This is a genomic window from Burkholderia sp. SRS-W-2-2016, assembly GCF_001931485.1.
Lineage (GTDB): Bacteria > Pseudomonadota > Gammaproteobacteria > Burkholderiales > Burkholderiaceae > Paraburkholderia.
The window spans coordinates 1-16,221 of sequence record NZ_MSDV01000023.1; the positions used below are offsets into that span (position 1 = coordinate 1).

Below are 16,221 nucleotides of genomic sequence, written 5' to 3' on the forward strand. Positions count from 1 at the left end.
ACCATAGCGAGTCGGTCCCACCCCTTCCCATCCCGAACAGGACCGTGAAACGACTCTACGCCGATGATAGTGCGGATCGCCCGTGTGAAAGTAGGTAATCGTCAGGCTTCTTATGCAGTACGTCCAGAACCCCGGTGTCTCCGAAAGAGAACCGGGGTTCTGGCGTTTACGCGCCTGTTTCAGCATAGAACCTCACTCCGGGGGTGAGGTTTTTTTGCGTTTGTGCGCTGACAAATGCCGCTGTGCGCGGAGCGTAAGCCGGTCGCGGCTCCTTTCGCCATTGCCTGCCAATCCGTAATACATCCGCGTAGCCGGTCAGTTCCAGATACGCGTGCCCGATCTCCGCGTTCGCACGGCTAATTCGCGCCGTGCCAGTTCAATCACTGGCGAACCTTCTTCAAAAAATCCCCGCCAGCATGTCGTCCGGAATCTGTTAAGCCTGCTTACGTGCCGGGACAGGGTCGGGCGAGCCGGCCATGAAGCGGTCGAGTCGTTCGCTCGCTTCCGTGATCGCCCATAGCGGCGCGCGATGCAGTTGGCGGTCGTAGTTCGTCGCAATCGACGCGAACAGATCGAACCCTGCATCGTCCAGTTTCCACTCGTCGTGGGTTCGACCGATGTCGAATACCGCCGATGCCGTGCGATCAGCGGCGCAAAGCTCTTCGCGGCTCATCGAGCCGAAACCTGCTTCTGCCAGGTGCGCGGTCAATAGCATGATCTGCGTGAGCGTTTGCGCGTCGGTCTTGCTGCCGACGCCGCGGCGCAGTGCGTCGAGCGACAGATGGACCCGCAACGCGAGGTCGTCGGCGACCTGGCGCGCGATCGGCAGCAGCATGGCTTTGGCATGTCGTGCGCGCGCTGCGCCGGAGTTGCGGAAGGAAATAGGTTGTGCCATGGAAGTCAATGGATTGCCTGAGCAAATGCAATAACGGCGCGTCCGGCAAAAGGTTGAGCCCTGATTGCAGTTAACTCGCATCGATCGACGAAAACGTTTGCTGGCAGTCAATTCCGCGTAGATCGGGCTCGTACGGAGGGGCACGGATGCTTCGGTATTCGGTACGTCGATCGCAACGCGTCGCGCATATCCGATGATGTCGCGGTACCAATCCTCCGGGCGCGTATGCGCCGCAGCCGACCACCCGCCCGCGCAAACCTCTCTATCATGACAAGTCGAACAGCATCGAACTGACGAAAGGCGGCCAGCAATCGCGGCCATTGCGGCCATTGCGACCATCGCGACCATCGCGACCATCGCGACGAGCCGCCATCCACGACAGGGAGCGTACTCGCATGAAGATCCTGATCGCGCGCATGAACCACGAGACCAACACGTTCTCGCCGGTCGAAACACCGCTTGCCGCGTTCGGCCGCAACGGCCCGAGCTACGGCCGCGACGCGTTCATCGACAACCATCGGATGCGGACCGCGATGGCCGCGTTTATCGATGCCGCCGAGCGCGCGCAGGCCGACATCGTCACGCCGATTTCCGCGTCGGCGAATCCGAGCGGGCCGGTCGATGCCGCCGCGTACGATGCGATCTGCGACGCGATCGTCGCGGCGGCACCCGGTTGCGATGCGGTGCTGCTCGATCTGCATGGCGCGATGGTCGCCGAGAATTCGGCCGACGGCGAAGGCGATCTGCTCGCCCGCGTGCGCGCGGCGCTACCTCGTGCGCCGATCGCGGTCGCGCTCGATCTGCACGGCAACGTCACGCAGAAGATGATCGACAACGCGGACGTGATCGTCAGTTTCAAGACCTATCCGCACGTCGACATGTACGAGACCGGCGCGCACGCGGCGCGGCTGCTGTTCGAGATGATCGAGGGCCGCGTGAAGCCGGTGCTCGCGTGGCGGCAACCACCGCTGCTCACCCACACGCTGCGCAGCGCGAGCGCCGACGGCGCGATGCAACGCGCAATCGAAGCCGCGCGCGCCGCCGAGGTCGACGGCATGCTCGCGGTGTCGGTGCTGGCCGGCTTCTCGCTCGCCGATATCGCGGCGCCGTGCATCAGCGTCGTCGTCGTGGGCGACGGTGGGCGCGCGCAGGCCGAAGCGGTCGCCGAGCGCATCGCGCGACAGATCTGGCGCGAGCGCGACGAGTTCGTCTATCGCAGCGAGCCGCTGGCCGAATCGATCGCACGGGCGGCGTCGCTCGCGCGCGGCGCCGACAAGCCGGTGCTGCTGCTCGATCATGGCGACAACTGCATGTCGGGCGGCACCTGCGACACGATGGATCTGCTCGAGGAGGCGCTGAAGCAGGGGCTCGAAGGCATCGTCAGCGGTCCGTTGTGCGATCCGCAGGCGGTCGCGGCGCTGACCGCGGCGGGCGTCGGCAGCCAGGTCACGCTGACGATCGGCAACAAGCTCACGAGCGACGCGTTGCCATCGCGCGTGCCGCTCGCCGTGAGCGGCGTGGTGCGGGCGCTGACGGACGGCGAATACGTGATCAGCGGCCCGACCTATACCGGCCAGCGCGCATACATGGGCCGCGCCGCGGTGCTCGACACCGGCACGGTGAAGCTGGTCGTGACCGAGCGGACCAATGAGCCGTGGGATCTCGGCGTATTCGAAAGCGTCGGCATCGATCCGCGCCGCGCGCGTTTTTTGCTGCTCAAATCGCGGATGTATTGCCGGCCGGTGTTCATGCCGATCGCGGCCGCGCTGGTCGAATGCGATAGCCGCGGCGTGACGAGTTCCGACTACGCACTATTCAACTTCACGCACATCGAGCGGCCTGTTTATCCGTTGGACCCACACACCGAATGGGCCGCGCCAAACTGATTGCACGAGGGTAATTGCACGTGTGTCGAGATAATTCGCGCGAAGGGCTTGTGCCGCGCGCGACGAGTCTCTATAATTCGCGCTCTCTAAAGGCTCGTAGCTCAGTTGGTTAGAGCACCACCTTGACATGGTGGGGGTCGTTGGTTCGAATCCAATCGAGCCTACCAACGCATCTGTGACGTAGAAGAAAGCGGTTCCGCTTTCTTCTACGCTCCAGTCAAACGCAGTAGTCCTGGCAGTTCTTCATTTCGCAGTACATCCCCCCGTTTTCGTAGTCAGCTCGACGCTCGCATGCATTCGCGCGTTCGCGGTATCGCATTGTCGTTCGCGAAGGCGCGGTACAGTTAGGCCTTCCGGTTTCGCCATCGACCCGGCTGCCGCGCGTATCGCCACGCGAGCGCGGCAGCATCCAACGGAGCTGACGCAAATGAAGAAGCTCATCAACGATGTGTCCACCGTGGTCCCCGACATGCTCGACGGCCTCGTGGCGCTCAATCCCCAACTCTCGCTGTTGCAGGGCGGCTCGATCGTCGTGCGCGCGGATGCCGAGACCGCGGCCGCGCGCGGCGAGGTCGCGTTGATCTCGGGCGGCGGCTCGGGCCACGAGCCCGCGCACGGCGGCTACGTCGGTCGCGGCATGCTGAGCGCGGCGGTGGCCGGCGAGGTGTTCACGTCGCCATCCACCGATGCTGTGCTCGACGCGATCCGCGCGGTCGCCGGTCCGGCGGGCGTGCTGCTGATCGTCAAGAACTACACCGGCGACCGCTTCAACTTCGGCCTCGCGGCGGAGCTCGCGCGCGCCGAGGGCATTGCGGTCGAGATGGTGATCGTCGCCGACGACGTCGCGCTGGCCGCGAGCGGCGATCACGCGGGTCGTCGCGGTCTCGCGGGCACGGTGCTGGTTCACAAGATCGCGGGCGCGGCGGCCGCGCGCGGGCTGCCGTTGAGCGAAGTCGCAAAGCTCGCACGCGACGCCGCCGCGGCGCTCGGCACGATGGGCGTCGCGCTGACGCCGTGCACGGTGCCGGCCGCGGGCAAGCCGGGCTTCGAACTGGCCGATGGCGAAATCGAATGGGGGCTCGGCATTCATGGCGAGGCGGGTGTCGCGCGCGGCGCGCTGGAGCCGGCCGATGCGATCGCCGGCAAGCTGCTCGCGAAGATCGTCGGCGACCTCGCGTTGCAGGCGGGCGAGCGCGTGGTGCTGCTCGTGAACAACCTGGGCGGCACGCCATCGAGCGAACTGGGCATCGTCGCCGGGGCCGCGCTGCGCGAGCTCGACAAACTCGGCATCGTGGTCGAGCGCGCGTGGGCCGGCACGTTTCTGAGCGCGCTGGAAATGGCCGGCGTGTCGCTGACGTTGTTGCGTGTCGATGACGAGCGGCTCGCATTGCTCGATGCCCCCGCGCACACCAGCGCGTGGCCCGCGCTGAGCGGCCGGGTCGCGCGGGTGTCGGTGCGCGCCGCGCCCGCGCCCGCGCCTGCGCCTGCGCCGCCGCATGCGAGCGGCGCGACGCTCGCGCGCGAAGCCACGCTGCGTCGCGCGATCGACGCGGTGTGCGCGTGTCTGCTGCAAGCGGAGCCGACGCTGACCGAGATGGATCAGCGCGTCGGCGACGGCGATCTCGGCATCAGCCTCGCGCGCGGCGCCCGCGCGGTGCAACAGGAACTCGACACGTATGCGGCCGAGACGATGCCGGGCGCGGTGTTGCGTAGCGTGTCCGCGACGCTGCGGCGGGTCGTCGGCGGCACCTCCGGCCCGTTGTACGCGGTGCTGTTGCTGCGCGCAGCGGCCGCGCTCGAACAGTCGGGCGGGACCACGGCGCGGCAATGGGCACAGGCGTTCAACGCCGGGGTCGACGCGTTGATGGAATTGGGTGGCGCGAAGCCGGGCGATCGCACGATGGTCGATGCGCTGAAGCCGGCCGCCGAGGCATTGGAAACCGCGCTCGCCAACGGCGCGACCACGAATGCCGCGCTGACGGCCGCGGTCGATGCGGCGACCGATGGTGCGTCACGCACCGCGTCGATGCATCCGCGCCGCGGGCGTTCGAGTTATGTGGGCGACCGTGCGCTCGGTCACGCGGACCCCGGCGCGCATGCGGTAGCGTTGTGGCTCGCGGCGCTTCGCGAGTCGCTGGCCCATTAGCCACACAAGCCACACAAGCCGCACAAACAAAAGCCGCACAAACAAAAGCCACACAAACAAAAGCGGCTAACAACGCCCCCCGCTGTTAGCCGCACACACCACACGAAACAAAGCCCTTCGCATCCCGCTACAAGTAGCACTCCCGATCGAAATAAGCCTTGCGCCAGCGCGTAATCGTCACGCGCTCGAACAGGCCGACCGCTGAAAACGGATCGGCCGCGATAAAGCGCTCGGCCTCCTCGCGCGTTTCGACATCGATCACATACATGCCGCCGCCCGCGCCGCTGCCGTCGTCGTTCAGCTTCGCGCCGCAGGCGAGCAGCAGTGCTTTGTGCTGTTCGAGAAACGCCAGATGCGCATCGCGCTCGCGAATCCGTACGTCGGCGTGACCGGGTTTGTCGAATGTCTCGATGATGTAGGGCATCAGTTCTCCAGTTGAGTGGGCGAGCGTGTCGAGCTCGAACGCATTAGCGCCACAACAGAATGGCCGCCGTGTACACGATGCCGATCCAGAACATCATGATGACCGTATAGCCCATGATGTCCTTCAGTTTCAGCTTCGACAGCGCGAGCGCCGGCAGAATCCAGAACGGCTGCACCAGATCGTTCCACGCGTTGCCGAGCATCACGGCGGTCGCGGTGTGGCCGACCGACGCGCCGAGCGACTGCGCGGCCTCGATCATGAACGGCCCCTGGATCACCCAGTGACCGCCGCCCGACGGCGCGAAAAAGTTGATGAAGAACGAGCTGACGAGACCCCAGAACGGCAGCGTCGCGGGCGTCGCGATCTTCACGAACCAGTGCGAGAACGTATTGACGAGACCCGACGACGCCATGATCGCCATGATCCCCGCGTAGAACGGGTACTGCAGAATGATGCCGCTGATCGTGCGGATGCCTTCGTTCAGCTTCTCGACGTAGCGAATCGGCGTGCCGAGCAGAATGATGCCGAGAAACAGAATGATGAAGTTGATCAGGTTCAGGTCCATCGAGCCGCCGCCGTGGAAATACAGCACGACATACACGATGCCGGCCGCGCCGATCAGATAGCTGAGCAGACGGCTGTTGTTCAGGCGATGCGCGAGCGTGCCGCGTTCGTCGTGATCGGCCGCGGACGTTGCAGGCGTGGCCGCTTGCGGCGTGTCGTACAGCGCGCGGTCGATTTCCTTGACCGGCTGGCCCGGCTTCGGATGCAGCCACGCATTGAGCAGCGGCAGCGTGACGATCACCACCAGACTCGTGATCAGCATCGTCGGCGAAAAGATCGTTTCGGCGAGCGGGATCACGCCCATCTGCGCTTCCATCGGATGACCCTTGGTCGAGATCAGCACCGGAATACTCGCCGACAGCCCGAGCCCATACATCGTGAAACCGCTATACGCGGCCGCGATGATCAGCGGGTAATGCACGCCCTTGATGCTCATCGCGAGCTTGCGCGCGACGATGCCGCCGATCACGAGCCCGAAGCCCCAGTTCAGATAGCTGCCGATCCCGCCGACCAGCGTCGCGACGATCACCGCCATGCGCGGATCGTGCACCCGCGCGACCAGCCGGTCGAGGCAGCGTTCGGTCAGCGGCGCGGTCGCGAGCACGTAGCCCATCGCGAGAATCACCGCCATCTGCGTGGTGAACGCGAGCAGCGCCCAGAAGCCTTTACCCCAGCTCAGCGTGAGCGCGGTGAGTGCCTGTCCCTGCACGAGTACCGCGAGGATCATCGTGAGTAGCGTGAGGCCGATCGCGAAGACGAATGGATCGGGCAAATACCGGCGCATCAGCTCGGTAAAGAAAGCGGTGATTTTCTGCATGAGACTGTCCCTGACTTTGGTTCTTGTTGTGACTTCGTGTTGTTGCTGGCTTCGTGATTCGTTACACCGTCGCGATCGGCGTGACCGGCGAGCCCATCGCGCCCGGCAGCCGCAGCGGCGGCGCCGTCAGCATGAAGCGCGAGCGGCCGTTGGCGCGCAGCCACGTCGCCAGTTCGCGCAGATACCAGAGTTCGCCGAGCGGCAAACCGAGTTTGAACAGACAGTGGTGATGCAACGGCAGCAGCGGATGCTCGCCGGCTTCGACGGGCGGGCGCGCCGGATAGCGTTCGACCGCGTAGTTGTCGGCGGCGAGCGCGGCGATGCCCGAATCGGTGAGCCATTGCAGCAGCCGCTGGTCGCGGCCGTCGAGCGCGCTGCAATGGCTGTTCAGCACCGCTTCGTCGGGCTCGCGGTTCATCGACAGCAGCAGTTCCGCGAAGCCGGTGCGCAGCACCAGCATGTCGCCGGGTTCGATTTCCACGCGATCGGCGTCGAGCGCGAACATCAGATCGTCGTAGCCGAGCGTGCGATACGCGTTGCCGTAGTGCGCGACCAGATCGAGCAGCACGCCGCGGCCCTGCATGCCCTTCACCGCGAGGTTTTCGATGCCGAGCACGTCCGCATGGCTGTGCTCGCCGCAGCCGCACGCGTACGGTGCGTAGCCGTCGTCGGCGCGATATTCGACCGGTCCGACGATGTCTTTCTGCGCGCGATAACCGTTGTAGTAGACGCTTTCGGGCACACCGTCGCCGTCCGCGTCGAAGCGCGCACCGACGTGCGCGAGCGAATCCCATTGGGTCGAGTATTGCAGGCTCAGCAGCACCTGATCGTCGCTGACGATGTCGGTCGCGCCGGCCTCGGTGCGCGCGAACGGGAAATTCACGTAGGGCAGGCCGTCCTTGACGGTCGGCCGCAGCACCGGCGGATGACGCCGCGGATTCAGCTTGTTTTCGCCGGGCACGTCGAGCGGTAGCGAAAGACAGAAGCTCAGGCCCGCGCGAATCTCGCGCGCGCCCTTTAGCACCTGGTCGGTGCCGAGCAGGTTCGGCCGGCCGAGCTGGTCGTCGGCGCCGAATTCGCCCCAGTTCGATCCTTCAGGTCTATTTTTCCAGCGCATCGCAACGTCCTTTGGCAAAGAGGGTTGGGGTGCGCCGATCGTTCGGATCCCTATTGAACGAACAGCGCGCCTTCACGCAAGCAGGGTCGGCGGAATCTGTCCGTAAATTTCGAGCAGCGCGGCACCCGCACCCGGCTCGTTTTGCAGCAGCCGCGCTTTCGGGCCGCCGATCACGAGCGCGAACGCCTCGCCATGAATCAGGAAGCCGCGCGCGAGCGCCGCGACGTCCTCGACGCTTTGCCCGGTCGATCGATGCCAGCCGTTTTGCAGCCCTTCCTCGATCTCGGCTTCGAGCGTGGCGCGCTCGATCACCGAACCGTCGGCCGACGCGCTCAGCGGCTCGCAGCTATCGAGCAGCGCGCGCCGCGCGGCGGCCGGCAGCGCGCCGAGCAGCGCCTTGCCCGCGGCGCTCGCATGCACCGGCATGAAGCCGCCGGGTTCGTCGCTATAGCGGATTTTCTGGCGCGATTCGAGCACTTCGAGATAGACCACCCGGTTGCCGGCGAGCGTCGCGAGCGCGGCGGTCTCGCCGGTCGCGTCGCGCAGCGCGCTGAGCAGCGGCTGGAACAGCAGCGTGAGCGGGTCTTCGCCGCAGATGTCGCGCGCGACGTGCAGCAGCCGCTGGGTCGGGTAGTAGCCGGCCTTCACGCCCGGCGCGTACAGATAGCCTTTCGCGACCATCGTCTGCAAAAGGGCGTGGCAACTCGACAGCGGAATGCCGGTGCGACGGGCGATTTCGCTGTAGATCATCGGTTGCCGCAGTTCGGCAAACAGGTTTATCACGTCGAAGACGCGTGCCGCGGTTTTCACATCCATGAGAGCATTATCGACAGGCTGATAATGCGGTGACAATAGCTGGCGACGCGGGGTATACACCTAAGTTCGCCGAAGGCAGGTGTCACGAACGAGCGAGGAAGACGCGACTACGCAAGCCGCGATGCGGCGGCGGGAAAAGGGAAACGGCGGAAGAGGGGAAGCGGGGGAAGCGGGGAAAGCGGCGCGGAAACGGCGGGCAACACCGCCGCCGTCACACCGCCGAAGAAGGAAAACGGAGGAGAAAAAAACTGCGCCGCAGCCGCTACGGCCGCAGCAGATCGAAGCCCGCGAACGCCACCACACCGCTCAGCGCGATCAGCGCGAGCGAGTGCTGACCGACATAGAGCAGCCCGGCGGCGGACCAGCAGGTAACAGCGAATGCGGCGATACGTTTCATACTCGAAAACCCAGAACTTCTAAAACTCAGAACCCCAGCGCCACCGCGAGCAAGCCACTGACCACCCCGCCCACCACCACTGCGCACGTCACCATCGTCAGCACGCGGCGCGGGAACGAGCGCGCCAGCATCGCGAGCGACGGCACGCTGACGAGCGGCAGCGTCATCAGCAGCGCGCCGGCCGGACCGGCGGCCATGCCGAACGACAGCATCGCCTGAATGATCGGCACTTCGCCGGCGGTCGGGATCACGAACAGCGTGCCGGCAATCGCCAGCGCGACGATCCACAGCAGACTGTTGTCGATGTCCGGCCCGATGTGCGGGAACAGCCACGCGCGCGCCGCGCCGAGAATCAGCACCAGCACGATGTACTCGGGCACGAGGCGCAGCGTCATGCGGCCGAGAATCTTGACCCAGCGCGAGAACGCGGTGCCCGGATCGTCGGTCTTGACCAGTTCCGCGATGGCCGCGCGCGATGCCTCGGCTTCCTTCGGCGTGACCATCCGGTTCACCAGATAGCCGAGGCCGAACACCATCACGATGCCGAGCGCGAGCCGCAGACCCATCCACTGCCAGCCGAGCACGAAGCCCATGAAGATCAGCGTGGCCGGATTGAGCGCGGTATTGCCGAGCCAGAACGCGATCGCCGCGCCCGGCGCCGCTTCGCGCGCGCGCAGGCCGGCGACGACCGGCGCCGCGCAGCAGGTGCACATCATCCCCGGCAACGACATCAGGCCGCCCTTCACGACGCTGCTGAAGTCGCTGCGGCCGAGCGCGCGCGCGACCCACTGCGGCGGAATCAGCGCCTGCACCGCGGAGCCGAGCAGCAGGCCGAGCACCATCGCCTGCCAGATCGCCTTGCCGTAGGCGAACGCGTAGTCGATCGCCGACTGCCACGAAGCCGCGGGCGCGCTCGCCGACGTGCCCATCAGGATCGACTTGCCGATCGAATGCTGGCTCGCGGCGACGAACGCGCGGTTGTAGTACGGAAACCACTTCACGTAGAACAGGCCGACGACCGCGATCAGCAGGAAGACGATCCAGCCGGCGGCGACGCGAGGTTGCCGAAGAGTTGATTGCATGATGATCCTGAGGTTGTTTTTGTTAGCCGACGACCAGCGTGCGGCTGTCGAGCTGGGCGAGCAGCGCTTTGGCCTGCTCGACGACGTCGTTGTCGTTCGGGCGGAAATCGAGTTGCAGCGCGTTCGGCAACTGGTCGAAATGCTCGCCGCTGCTGCGCGCGTAAGCGGGATCGTAATGCCGTTCGATCAGTTCGTGGGCGAGTTCGGCGCGCCGGTTCTCGTCGACCAGCCGTTGCCAGCCCGTCACCCGCTCGCGGCTGTGCAGGCCGATCATTCGCTGCAACTGCCCCTTCAGATAGTCGGGATGATCGAACAGCTGCGCGTAATCCTGCAGCAGGAACGCCGCGCGATCCTCAAGGCTCGAGTGCACTTCGACGCAGGCGCCGCGATGAAACGTTTCCAGCAGCGCGAGCGGCAGCGTGATCGAGCCGATGCGCCGGCTTTCCGCCTCGACGAATACCGGCCGGTTCGCATCGAAGCCGCGCAGCGCGCTGACCAGCTGCGTGTCGAATGCTTTCTGCGACGGCTGCGGCACGCCGCTCCACGCGCCGAGCAGCGAGCCGCGATGCGCGGCGAGCGCTTCGAGATCGAGCGTTTGCGCGCCGGCGTCGGCGAGCGCCGACAGCAGACGGGTCTTGCCGCTGCCGGTCGGGCCGACCAGCGCGATGTAGCGGAAGCGGCGCGGCAGGGTTTCGAGCCGTTCGAGCGTCGCGCGTCGGTAGCTCTTGTAGCCGCCGTCCAGTTGCCGCGCCGACCAGCCGATCATGTTGAACATCGTCGTCATCGAGCCCGAGCGCTTGCCGCCGCGCCAGCAGTAGATCAGCGGCCGCCAGTTGCGCGGACGGTCGGCGAAGGTGGTTTCCAGATGATGGGCGATGTTGCGCGCGACTAGCGCGGCGCCGAGCCGGGTGCCCTCGAACGGCGACTGTTTGTAAGCGGTGCCGACCAGCACGCGCTCTTCGTTGCTCAGCACCGGCGCGTTGATCGCGCCCGGAAGATGGTCTTCGGCAAACTCGAGGGGCGTGCGAACGTCGACGATTTCATCGAAATCACCGGCTTTGTCGAGGGTGACGAGAAGGCTTTTCAAGGGAATAGGGACGAAACGGACTGCGGGAAGGGTGAAATTATCGCATGGGCGTTGCCGGCAAGCGCTGGTCGGCGCCGCGAAACGCGTCGTTCCCGCGGCCGTGCCTCCCTTCGCCGCGTCAAACCACCTCGACGCGCGGCTCCCCGTCCACCATTTCACCGATCACCCGCGCGTCGTCGAAGCCGTCGGCGCGGAACACGGCCAGCACTTCATCGACCGCTTCCGGCGCGCACGACACCAGCAAGCCGCCCGACGTCTGCGGATCGGTCAGCAGCGCGCGGCCGGCGGCCGGCAGCGTCGCCGGCAGCACCACGTCGCGGCCGTAGGCGTCCCAGTTGCGGCCCGACGCGCCGGTGAAGATGCCCGCTTGCGCGAGACTCGCGACGTTCGGCAGCCACGGCAGGTCCGCATAGCGCACCCGCGCGGTCAGTTTCGAGCCGCGCGCCAGCTCCAGCGTATGGCCGAGCAGCCCGAAGCCGGTGATGTCGGTCAGCGCATGCACGCCGTCGAGACGCGCGAGCTCGGCGCCCGGCCGGTTCAGTTTGGTGGTCGCGCCGATCATTGCCGCGTAGCCGGCCGCGTCGAGCTGGTCCTTCTTCAGCGCCGCGGACAGGATGCCGACGCCGAGCGGCTTGCCGAGGATCAGCACGTCGCCGGCCCGGCCGCCCGCGTTGCGCTTCACGCGCTTCGGATCGACCACGCCGAGCGCGACGAGGCCGTAGATCGGCTCGACCGAATCGATCGAATGGCCGCCCGCGAGCGGGATGCCGGCGTCCGCGCAGACCGATTCGCCGCCCTTCAGCACGGCCGCGATCACGTCGTGCGGCAGCACGTTGATCGGCATGCCGACGATAGCCAGCGCCATGATCGGCTTGCCGCCCATCGCGTAGACGTCGGAGATCGCGTTGGTCGCGGCGATGCGGCCGAAGTCGAACGGATCGTCGACGATCGGCATGAAGAAGTCGGTGGTCGCGACGATCGCCTGGTCGTCGTTGAGCTTGTAGACGGCGGCGTCGTCGGCGGTGTCGTTGCCGACCAGCAGGTCGGGGAAGAACGGCAGCGGCGCGCTGCGTTTGAGCAGGTCGGCGAGCAGGCCGGGGGCGATCTTGCAGCCGCAGCCGCCGCCGTGCGACAGACTCGTGAGACGGGGGGGCTGGCTGGCTTGAAGTTGGGTCATGAGGGCGGGAATCCGGTTCTTCGAATCACCGCATTATGAGGGTTGTTTTCGTGCCGTGCAGCATCGCAGCGGGCCGCTTATCCGGCCCGCCGAATTCACACCCGTTGACGTTTTAATCGGACCTATTTATTGCTGCCCGCACCGGTTCCGTACAAACCATTGTCAAATCCGCCCGCACCTTGCGGATTCTGATTCTGTCCGGCGGTTTTGCCGCGCGCATTTCCGTTGCCGCTGTCTTTCGATTGCGGTTTTAACGACTCGTGCGATTCCGGTGTCGACGACGCCGGTTTCGAACCCATTTCCGACACCCGGTTCTCGTGTGAATTGGTGCCGCCGCCCTGCGGGATCTGCGCGTGGCCGGGCCCGCTGGCAGCCAGCATCGCCGCGCCGGCGAGCGCCAGCGCGGCGACGCCCGCGGCCGCCGAACGGGCGGGGCCGTTGCAAAAAGCGCCCATGCGCGCACTCGCAATGCGGGTAAAAAATGACAGGGAAGGCGAGCGGGAGAGGGAGAGAGTATTCATGGCAGCGCAATAATCCGTGGTTAAGGTGGATTCATTGCTGAGCAATGCAGCATGAATAATGCCCGCCGTCCTACAGATTTGTCCTATCGCCATTCAGGCAGCGCTAAAAGCGGTAGTTTTATTACATGATTACCGGGTGACAATTCCTTTACGATCTCGCTGCGTGCCGCGAAATCGGCACCTATAATCATTTTTGTCCCCAAAAGAGCCGAGGCCATTCAATGACCCAAATGACCCGGCGACAATTCCTGAAGGTCTCCGCCACCACGCTTGCCGGATCGAGTCTCGCCCTGATGGGCTTCTCGCCGACGCCCGCGCTGGCCGAAGTCCGGCAGTACAAATTGTCGCGCACAACCGAAACCCGCAACACCTGCCCGTACTGCTCGGTGGGTTGCGGCATCCTGATGTACAGCCTTGGCGACGGCGCCAAAAACGCGAAGGCGAGCATCGTCCACATCGAAGGCGACCCCGACCATCCGGTCAATCGCGGCACGCTGTGCCCGAAGGGCGCGAGCCTGATCGATTTCATCCATAGCGAAAGCCGCCTGCGTTACCCCGAGTACCGCGCGGCCGGGTCGAACGAGTGGAAGCGCATCTCGTGGGAAGACGCGCTCGACCGCATCGCCAAGCTGATGAAGGAAGATCGCGACGCGAACTTCGTCGAGACCAGCGCCGACGGCAAGAAGGTCAACCGCTGGCTGACCACGGGCATGCTCGCGGCGTCGGCCGGCAGTAACGAAGTCGGCTATCTGACGCACAAGGCTGTCCGCAGTCTTGGGATGCTCGCATTCGACAATCAGGCGCGTGTCTGACATGGCCCGACGGTGGCAGGTCTTGCCCCGACGTTTGGCCGTGGAGCGATGACGAACCATTGGGTCGACATCAGAAACGCGGACGTGATTCTCGTGATGGGCGGCAATGCGGCCGAGGCGCACCCATGCGGTTTCAAATGGGTCACCGAAGCCAAGGCGCACCGCAAGGCGCGTCTGATCGTGGTCGACCCGCGCTTTACGCGCACGGCATCGGTAGCGGATTACTACGCGCCGATTCGCACCGGCACGGACATCGCTTTCCTTGGCGGCGTGATCAACTATCTGCTCACGAACGACAAGATCCAGCACGAGTACGTGAAGAACTACACGGACATGTCGTTTATCGTCCGCGAGGATTTCGCGTTCAACGACGGTCTGTACTCCGGCTACAACGCCGAGAAGCGCAGCTACGACAAATCCTCGTGGGACTACGAGCGCGGCGACGACGGCTTCGTGAAGGTCGATCCGACCATGCAGGATCCGCGTTGCGTGTACCAGCTGATGAAGCAGCACTACTCGCGCTACACACCCGAGCAGGTCGAGAAAATCTGTGGCACACCGAAGGATAAATTCCTGCACGTGTGCGAGATGCTGGCGTCCACGGCGGTGCCGGGACGCGCCGGCACGATCCTGTACGCGCTCGGCTGGACCCATCACTCGATCGGCTCGCAGAACGTGCGCAGCGGCGCGATGGTGCAGTTGCTGCTCGGCAACATCGGGATTGCCGGCGGCGGCGTGAACGCGCTGCGCGGCCACTCGAACATCCAGGGGCTGACCGACCTCGGGCTGATGTCGAACCTGCTGCCGGGTTACATGACGCTGCCGATGGAAGCGGAGCAGGACTACGACGCGTACATCACCAAGCGCGCCACCCAACCGCTGCGGCCGAACCAGCTGAGCTACTGGCGCAACTACCGCGCGTTCCACGTCAGCCTGATGAAGTCGTGGTGGGGCGATAACGCGACCGCCGAGAACAACTTCGGTTTCGACTATCTGCCGAAGCTCGACAAGTCGTACGACCTGCTGCAGGCCATCGAGCTGATGAATCAGGGCAAGATGAACGGCTACATCGCGCAGGGCTTCAACCCGCTCGCGGCGGCGCCGTGGAAGGCGAAGGTCGGCGCGAGTCTGGCCAAGCTGAAGTGGCTGGTCATCATGGATCCGCTCGCCACCGAAACCTCCGAGTTCTGGAAGAACTACGGCGACCACAACGACGTCGACACCGCCTCGATCAAGACCGAGGTGTTCCGTCTGCCGACCACCTGCTTCGCGGAAGAGCGCGGCTCGCTGGTCAGTTCGAGCCGGGTGCTGCAGTGGCATTGGCAGGGCGCGGACGGCCCCGGTGAAGCGAAGAGCGACCTCGAGATCATGTCGGGGCTGTGGCTGCGCATGCGCGACGCGTATCGCAAGGACGGCGGCAAGTATCCGGATCCGATCCTGAACCTGAGCTGGCCGTACTCGAATCCGGCCAGCCCGACGCCCGAAGAACTCGCAATGGAGTTCAACGGCAAGGCGCTCGCCGACGTCACCGACCCGACCGACAAAACCAAGGTGCTCGCGAAACGCGGCGAGCAGCTCGCGAGCTTCGCGCAGCTGCGCGACGACGGCTCGACCGCGAGCGGCTGCTGGATTTTCTGCGGCTCGTGGACCCAGGCGGGCAACCAGATGGGCCGGCGCGACAACTCGGACCCGACCGGCATCGGTAATACGCTGAACTGGGCCTGGGCGTGGCCGGCCAATCGGCGGGTGCTGTACAACCGCGCATCGTGCGACGTCAGCGGCAAGCCGTTCGATCCGACCCGCAAGCTGGTCGCGTGGAACGGCCGGACGTGGGGCGGCGCCGACGTGCCGGACTTCAAGCTCGACGAGCCGCCTGAAAACGGCATGAGTCCGTTCATCATGAATCCGGAAGGCGTGGCGCGGTTCTTCGCGCGCGACGGGATGGCCGAAGGGCCGTTCCCCGAGCACTACGAACCGTTCGAAACGCCGCTCGGCTACAACCCGCTGCATCCGGACAACAAGCTGGCCGTCAGCAATCCGGCGGCGCGCGTGTTCCCGGGCGACAAGGCCGCGTTCGGCTCGCATGAGAACTTCCCGCACACGGCGACCACCTATCGTCTGACCGAGCATTTCCACTACTGGACCAAGCACGCGCGGCTGAACGCGATCATCCAGCCCGAGCAGTTCGTCGAGATCGGCGAGGACCTCGCGAAGGAGATCGGCGTGGTCGCGGGCGACCGCATCAAGGTGTCGTCCAATCGCGGGCACGTGGTCGCGGTGGCGCTCGTCACCAAGCGGATCAAGCCTTTGACGATCGAGGGCAAGAAGGTTCAGACGGTCGGGCTGCCGCTGCATTGGGGCTTCAAGGGGCTTACGAGGCCGGGCTATCTCGTCAATACGCTAACGCCCTCCGTGGGCGACGGGAATTCGCAGACACCGGAATTCAAGTCGTTCCTCGTCAAGGTCGAAAAGGCATAAGG

General features: G+C 65.4%; 13 protein-coding genes, 1 tRNA gene and 1 rRNA gene. 5 read left to right on the forward strand and 10 right to left on the reverse strand.

Features of this window, described 5'->3' with window-relative positions; translation table 11 throughout:
• Positions 1–107, forward strand: a 5S ribosomal RNA gene (gene rrf, locus BTH42_RS10750); the annotation flags it as partial.
• 326 nt (positions 108–433) lie between these two features.
• Here the strand turns inward: rrf and BTH42_RS10755 are convergent.
• Positions 434–895, reverse strand: a complete 462-nt coding sequence (locus BTH42_RS10755; protein ID WP_075298941.1) for a hypothetical protein — start codon at positions 893–895, stop codon at positions 434–436.
• A 395-nt stretch (positions 896–1,290) separates the two neighbouring features.
• Between BTH42_RS10755 and BTH42_RS10760 the strand changes: the two genes are divergently transcribed.
• From BTH42_RS10760 to dhaK, 3 genes are all read left to right on the forward strand, one after another.
• Positions 1,291–2,781 carry a M81 family metallopeptidase gene (locus BTH42_RS10760; protein WP_075298943.1) on the forward strand — a complete coding sequence of 497 codons (1,491 nt, stop codon included), beginning with the start codon at positions 1,291–1,293 and terminating at the stop codon, positions 2,779–2,781.
• A gap of 90 nt (positions 2,782–2,871) precedes the next feature.
• Positions 2,872–2,948: transfer RNA gene (locus BTH42_RS10765), tRNA-Val, on the forward strand.
• Between the two features lie 260 nt (positions 2,949–3,208).
• On the forward strand, positions 3,209–4,927 hold the full coding sequence (gene dhaK / locus BTH42_RS10770; RefSeq protein WP_075298945.1) for a dihydroxyacetone kinase subunit DhaK: 1,719 nt from the start codon (positions 3,209–3,211) through the stop codon (positions 4,925–4,927).
• 127 nt (positions 4,928–5,054) lie between these two features.
• Here the strand turns inward: dhaK and BTH42_RS10775 are convergent, their stop codons facing one another.
• From BTH42_RS10775 to BTH42_RS35955, 9 genes are all read right to left on the reverse strand, one after another.
• Positions 5,055–5,351: a YciI family protein gene (locus tag BTH42_RS10775; protein ID WP_075298947.1), complete on the reverse strand. Its 297-nt coding sequence runs from the start codon at positions 5,349–5,351 to the stop codon at positions 5,055–5,057.
• 43 nt (positions 5,352–5,394) lie between these two features.
• The gene (locus BTH42_RS10780) at positions 5,395–6,732 is read right to left on the reverse strand and encodes a short-chain fatty acid transporter (protein ID WP_075298949.1); all 1,338 of its coding nucleotides are present in this window, start codon (positions 6,730–6,732) and stop codon (positions 5,395–5,397) included.
• Positions 6,733–6,793: 61 nt separating this feature from the next.
• Entirely contained in the window at positions 6,794–7,849 is a 1,056-nt protein-coding gene (locus BTH42_RS10785) for a cyclase family protein (RefSeq protein ID WP_075298951.1), read from the reverse strand.
• Positions 7,850–7,921: 72 nt separating this feature from the next.
• Positions 7,922–8,665 (reverse strand): IclR family transcriptional regulator, encoded by a 744-nt coding sequence (locus BTH42_RS10790; protein ID WP_075298953.1) that lies wholly within the window; start codon positions 8,663–8,665, stop codon positions 7,922–7,924.
• 262 nt (positions 8,666–8,927) lie between these two features.
• Complete coding sequence (locus BTH42_RS35950; RefSeq protein ID WP_256701958.1) at positions 8,928–9,062, reverse strand: hypothetical protein; 135 nt, start codon at positions 9,060–9,062, stop codon at positions 8,928–8,930.
• Between the two features lie 26 nt (positions 9,063–9,088).
• Positions 9,089–10,144, reverse strand: coding sequence for a permease (locus BTH42_RS10795; RefSeq protein WP_075298955.1), 1,056 nt, complete (start codon positions 10,142–10,144; stop codon positions 9,089–9,091).
• Between the two features lie 22 nt (positions 10,145–10,166).
• The gene (mnmH, locus tag BTH42_RS10800) at positions 10,167–11,231 is read right to left on the reverse strand and encodes a tRNA 2-selenouridine(34) synthase MnmH (protein WP_075298957.1); all 1,065 of its coding nucleotides are present in this window, start codon (positions 11,229–11,231) and stop codon (positions 10,167–10,169) included.
• Between the two features lie 118 nt (positions 11,232–11,349).
• Complete coding sequence (gene selD, locus BTH42_RS10805; protein ID WP_075298959.1) at positions 11,350–12,408, reverse strand: selenide, water dikinase SelD; 1,059 nt, start codon at positions 12,406–12,408, stop codon at positions 11,350–11,352.
• Positions 12,409–12,530: 122 nt separating this feature from the next.
• Entirely contained in the window at positions 12,531–13,022 is a 492-nt protein-coding gene (locus tag BTH42_RS35955; RefSeq protein WP_256701959.1) for a beta-xylosidase, read from the reverse strand.
• A gap of 128 nt (positions 13,023–13,150) precedes the next feature.
• Here BTH42_RS35955 and fdnG point away from each other — a divergent pair, with 128 nt between their 5' ends.
• Positions 13,151–16,219: a formate dehydrogenase-N subunit alpha gene (gene fdnG, locus BTH42_RS10820; protein ID WP_143752007.1), complete on the forward strand. Its 3,069-nt coding sequence runs from the start codon at positions 13,151–13,153 to the stop codon at positions 16,217–16,219.
• Positions 16,220–16,221: the final 2 nt, after the last annotated feature.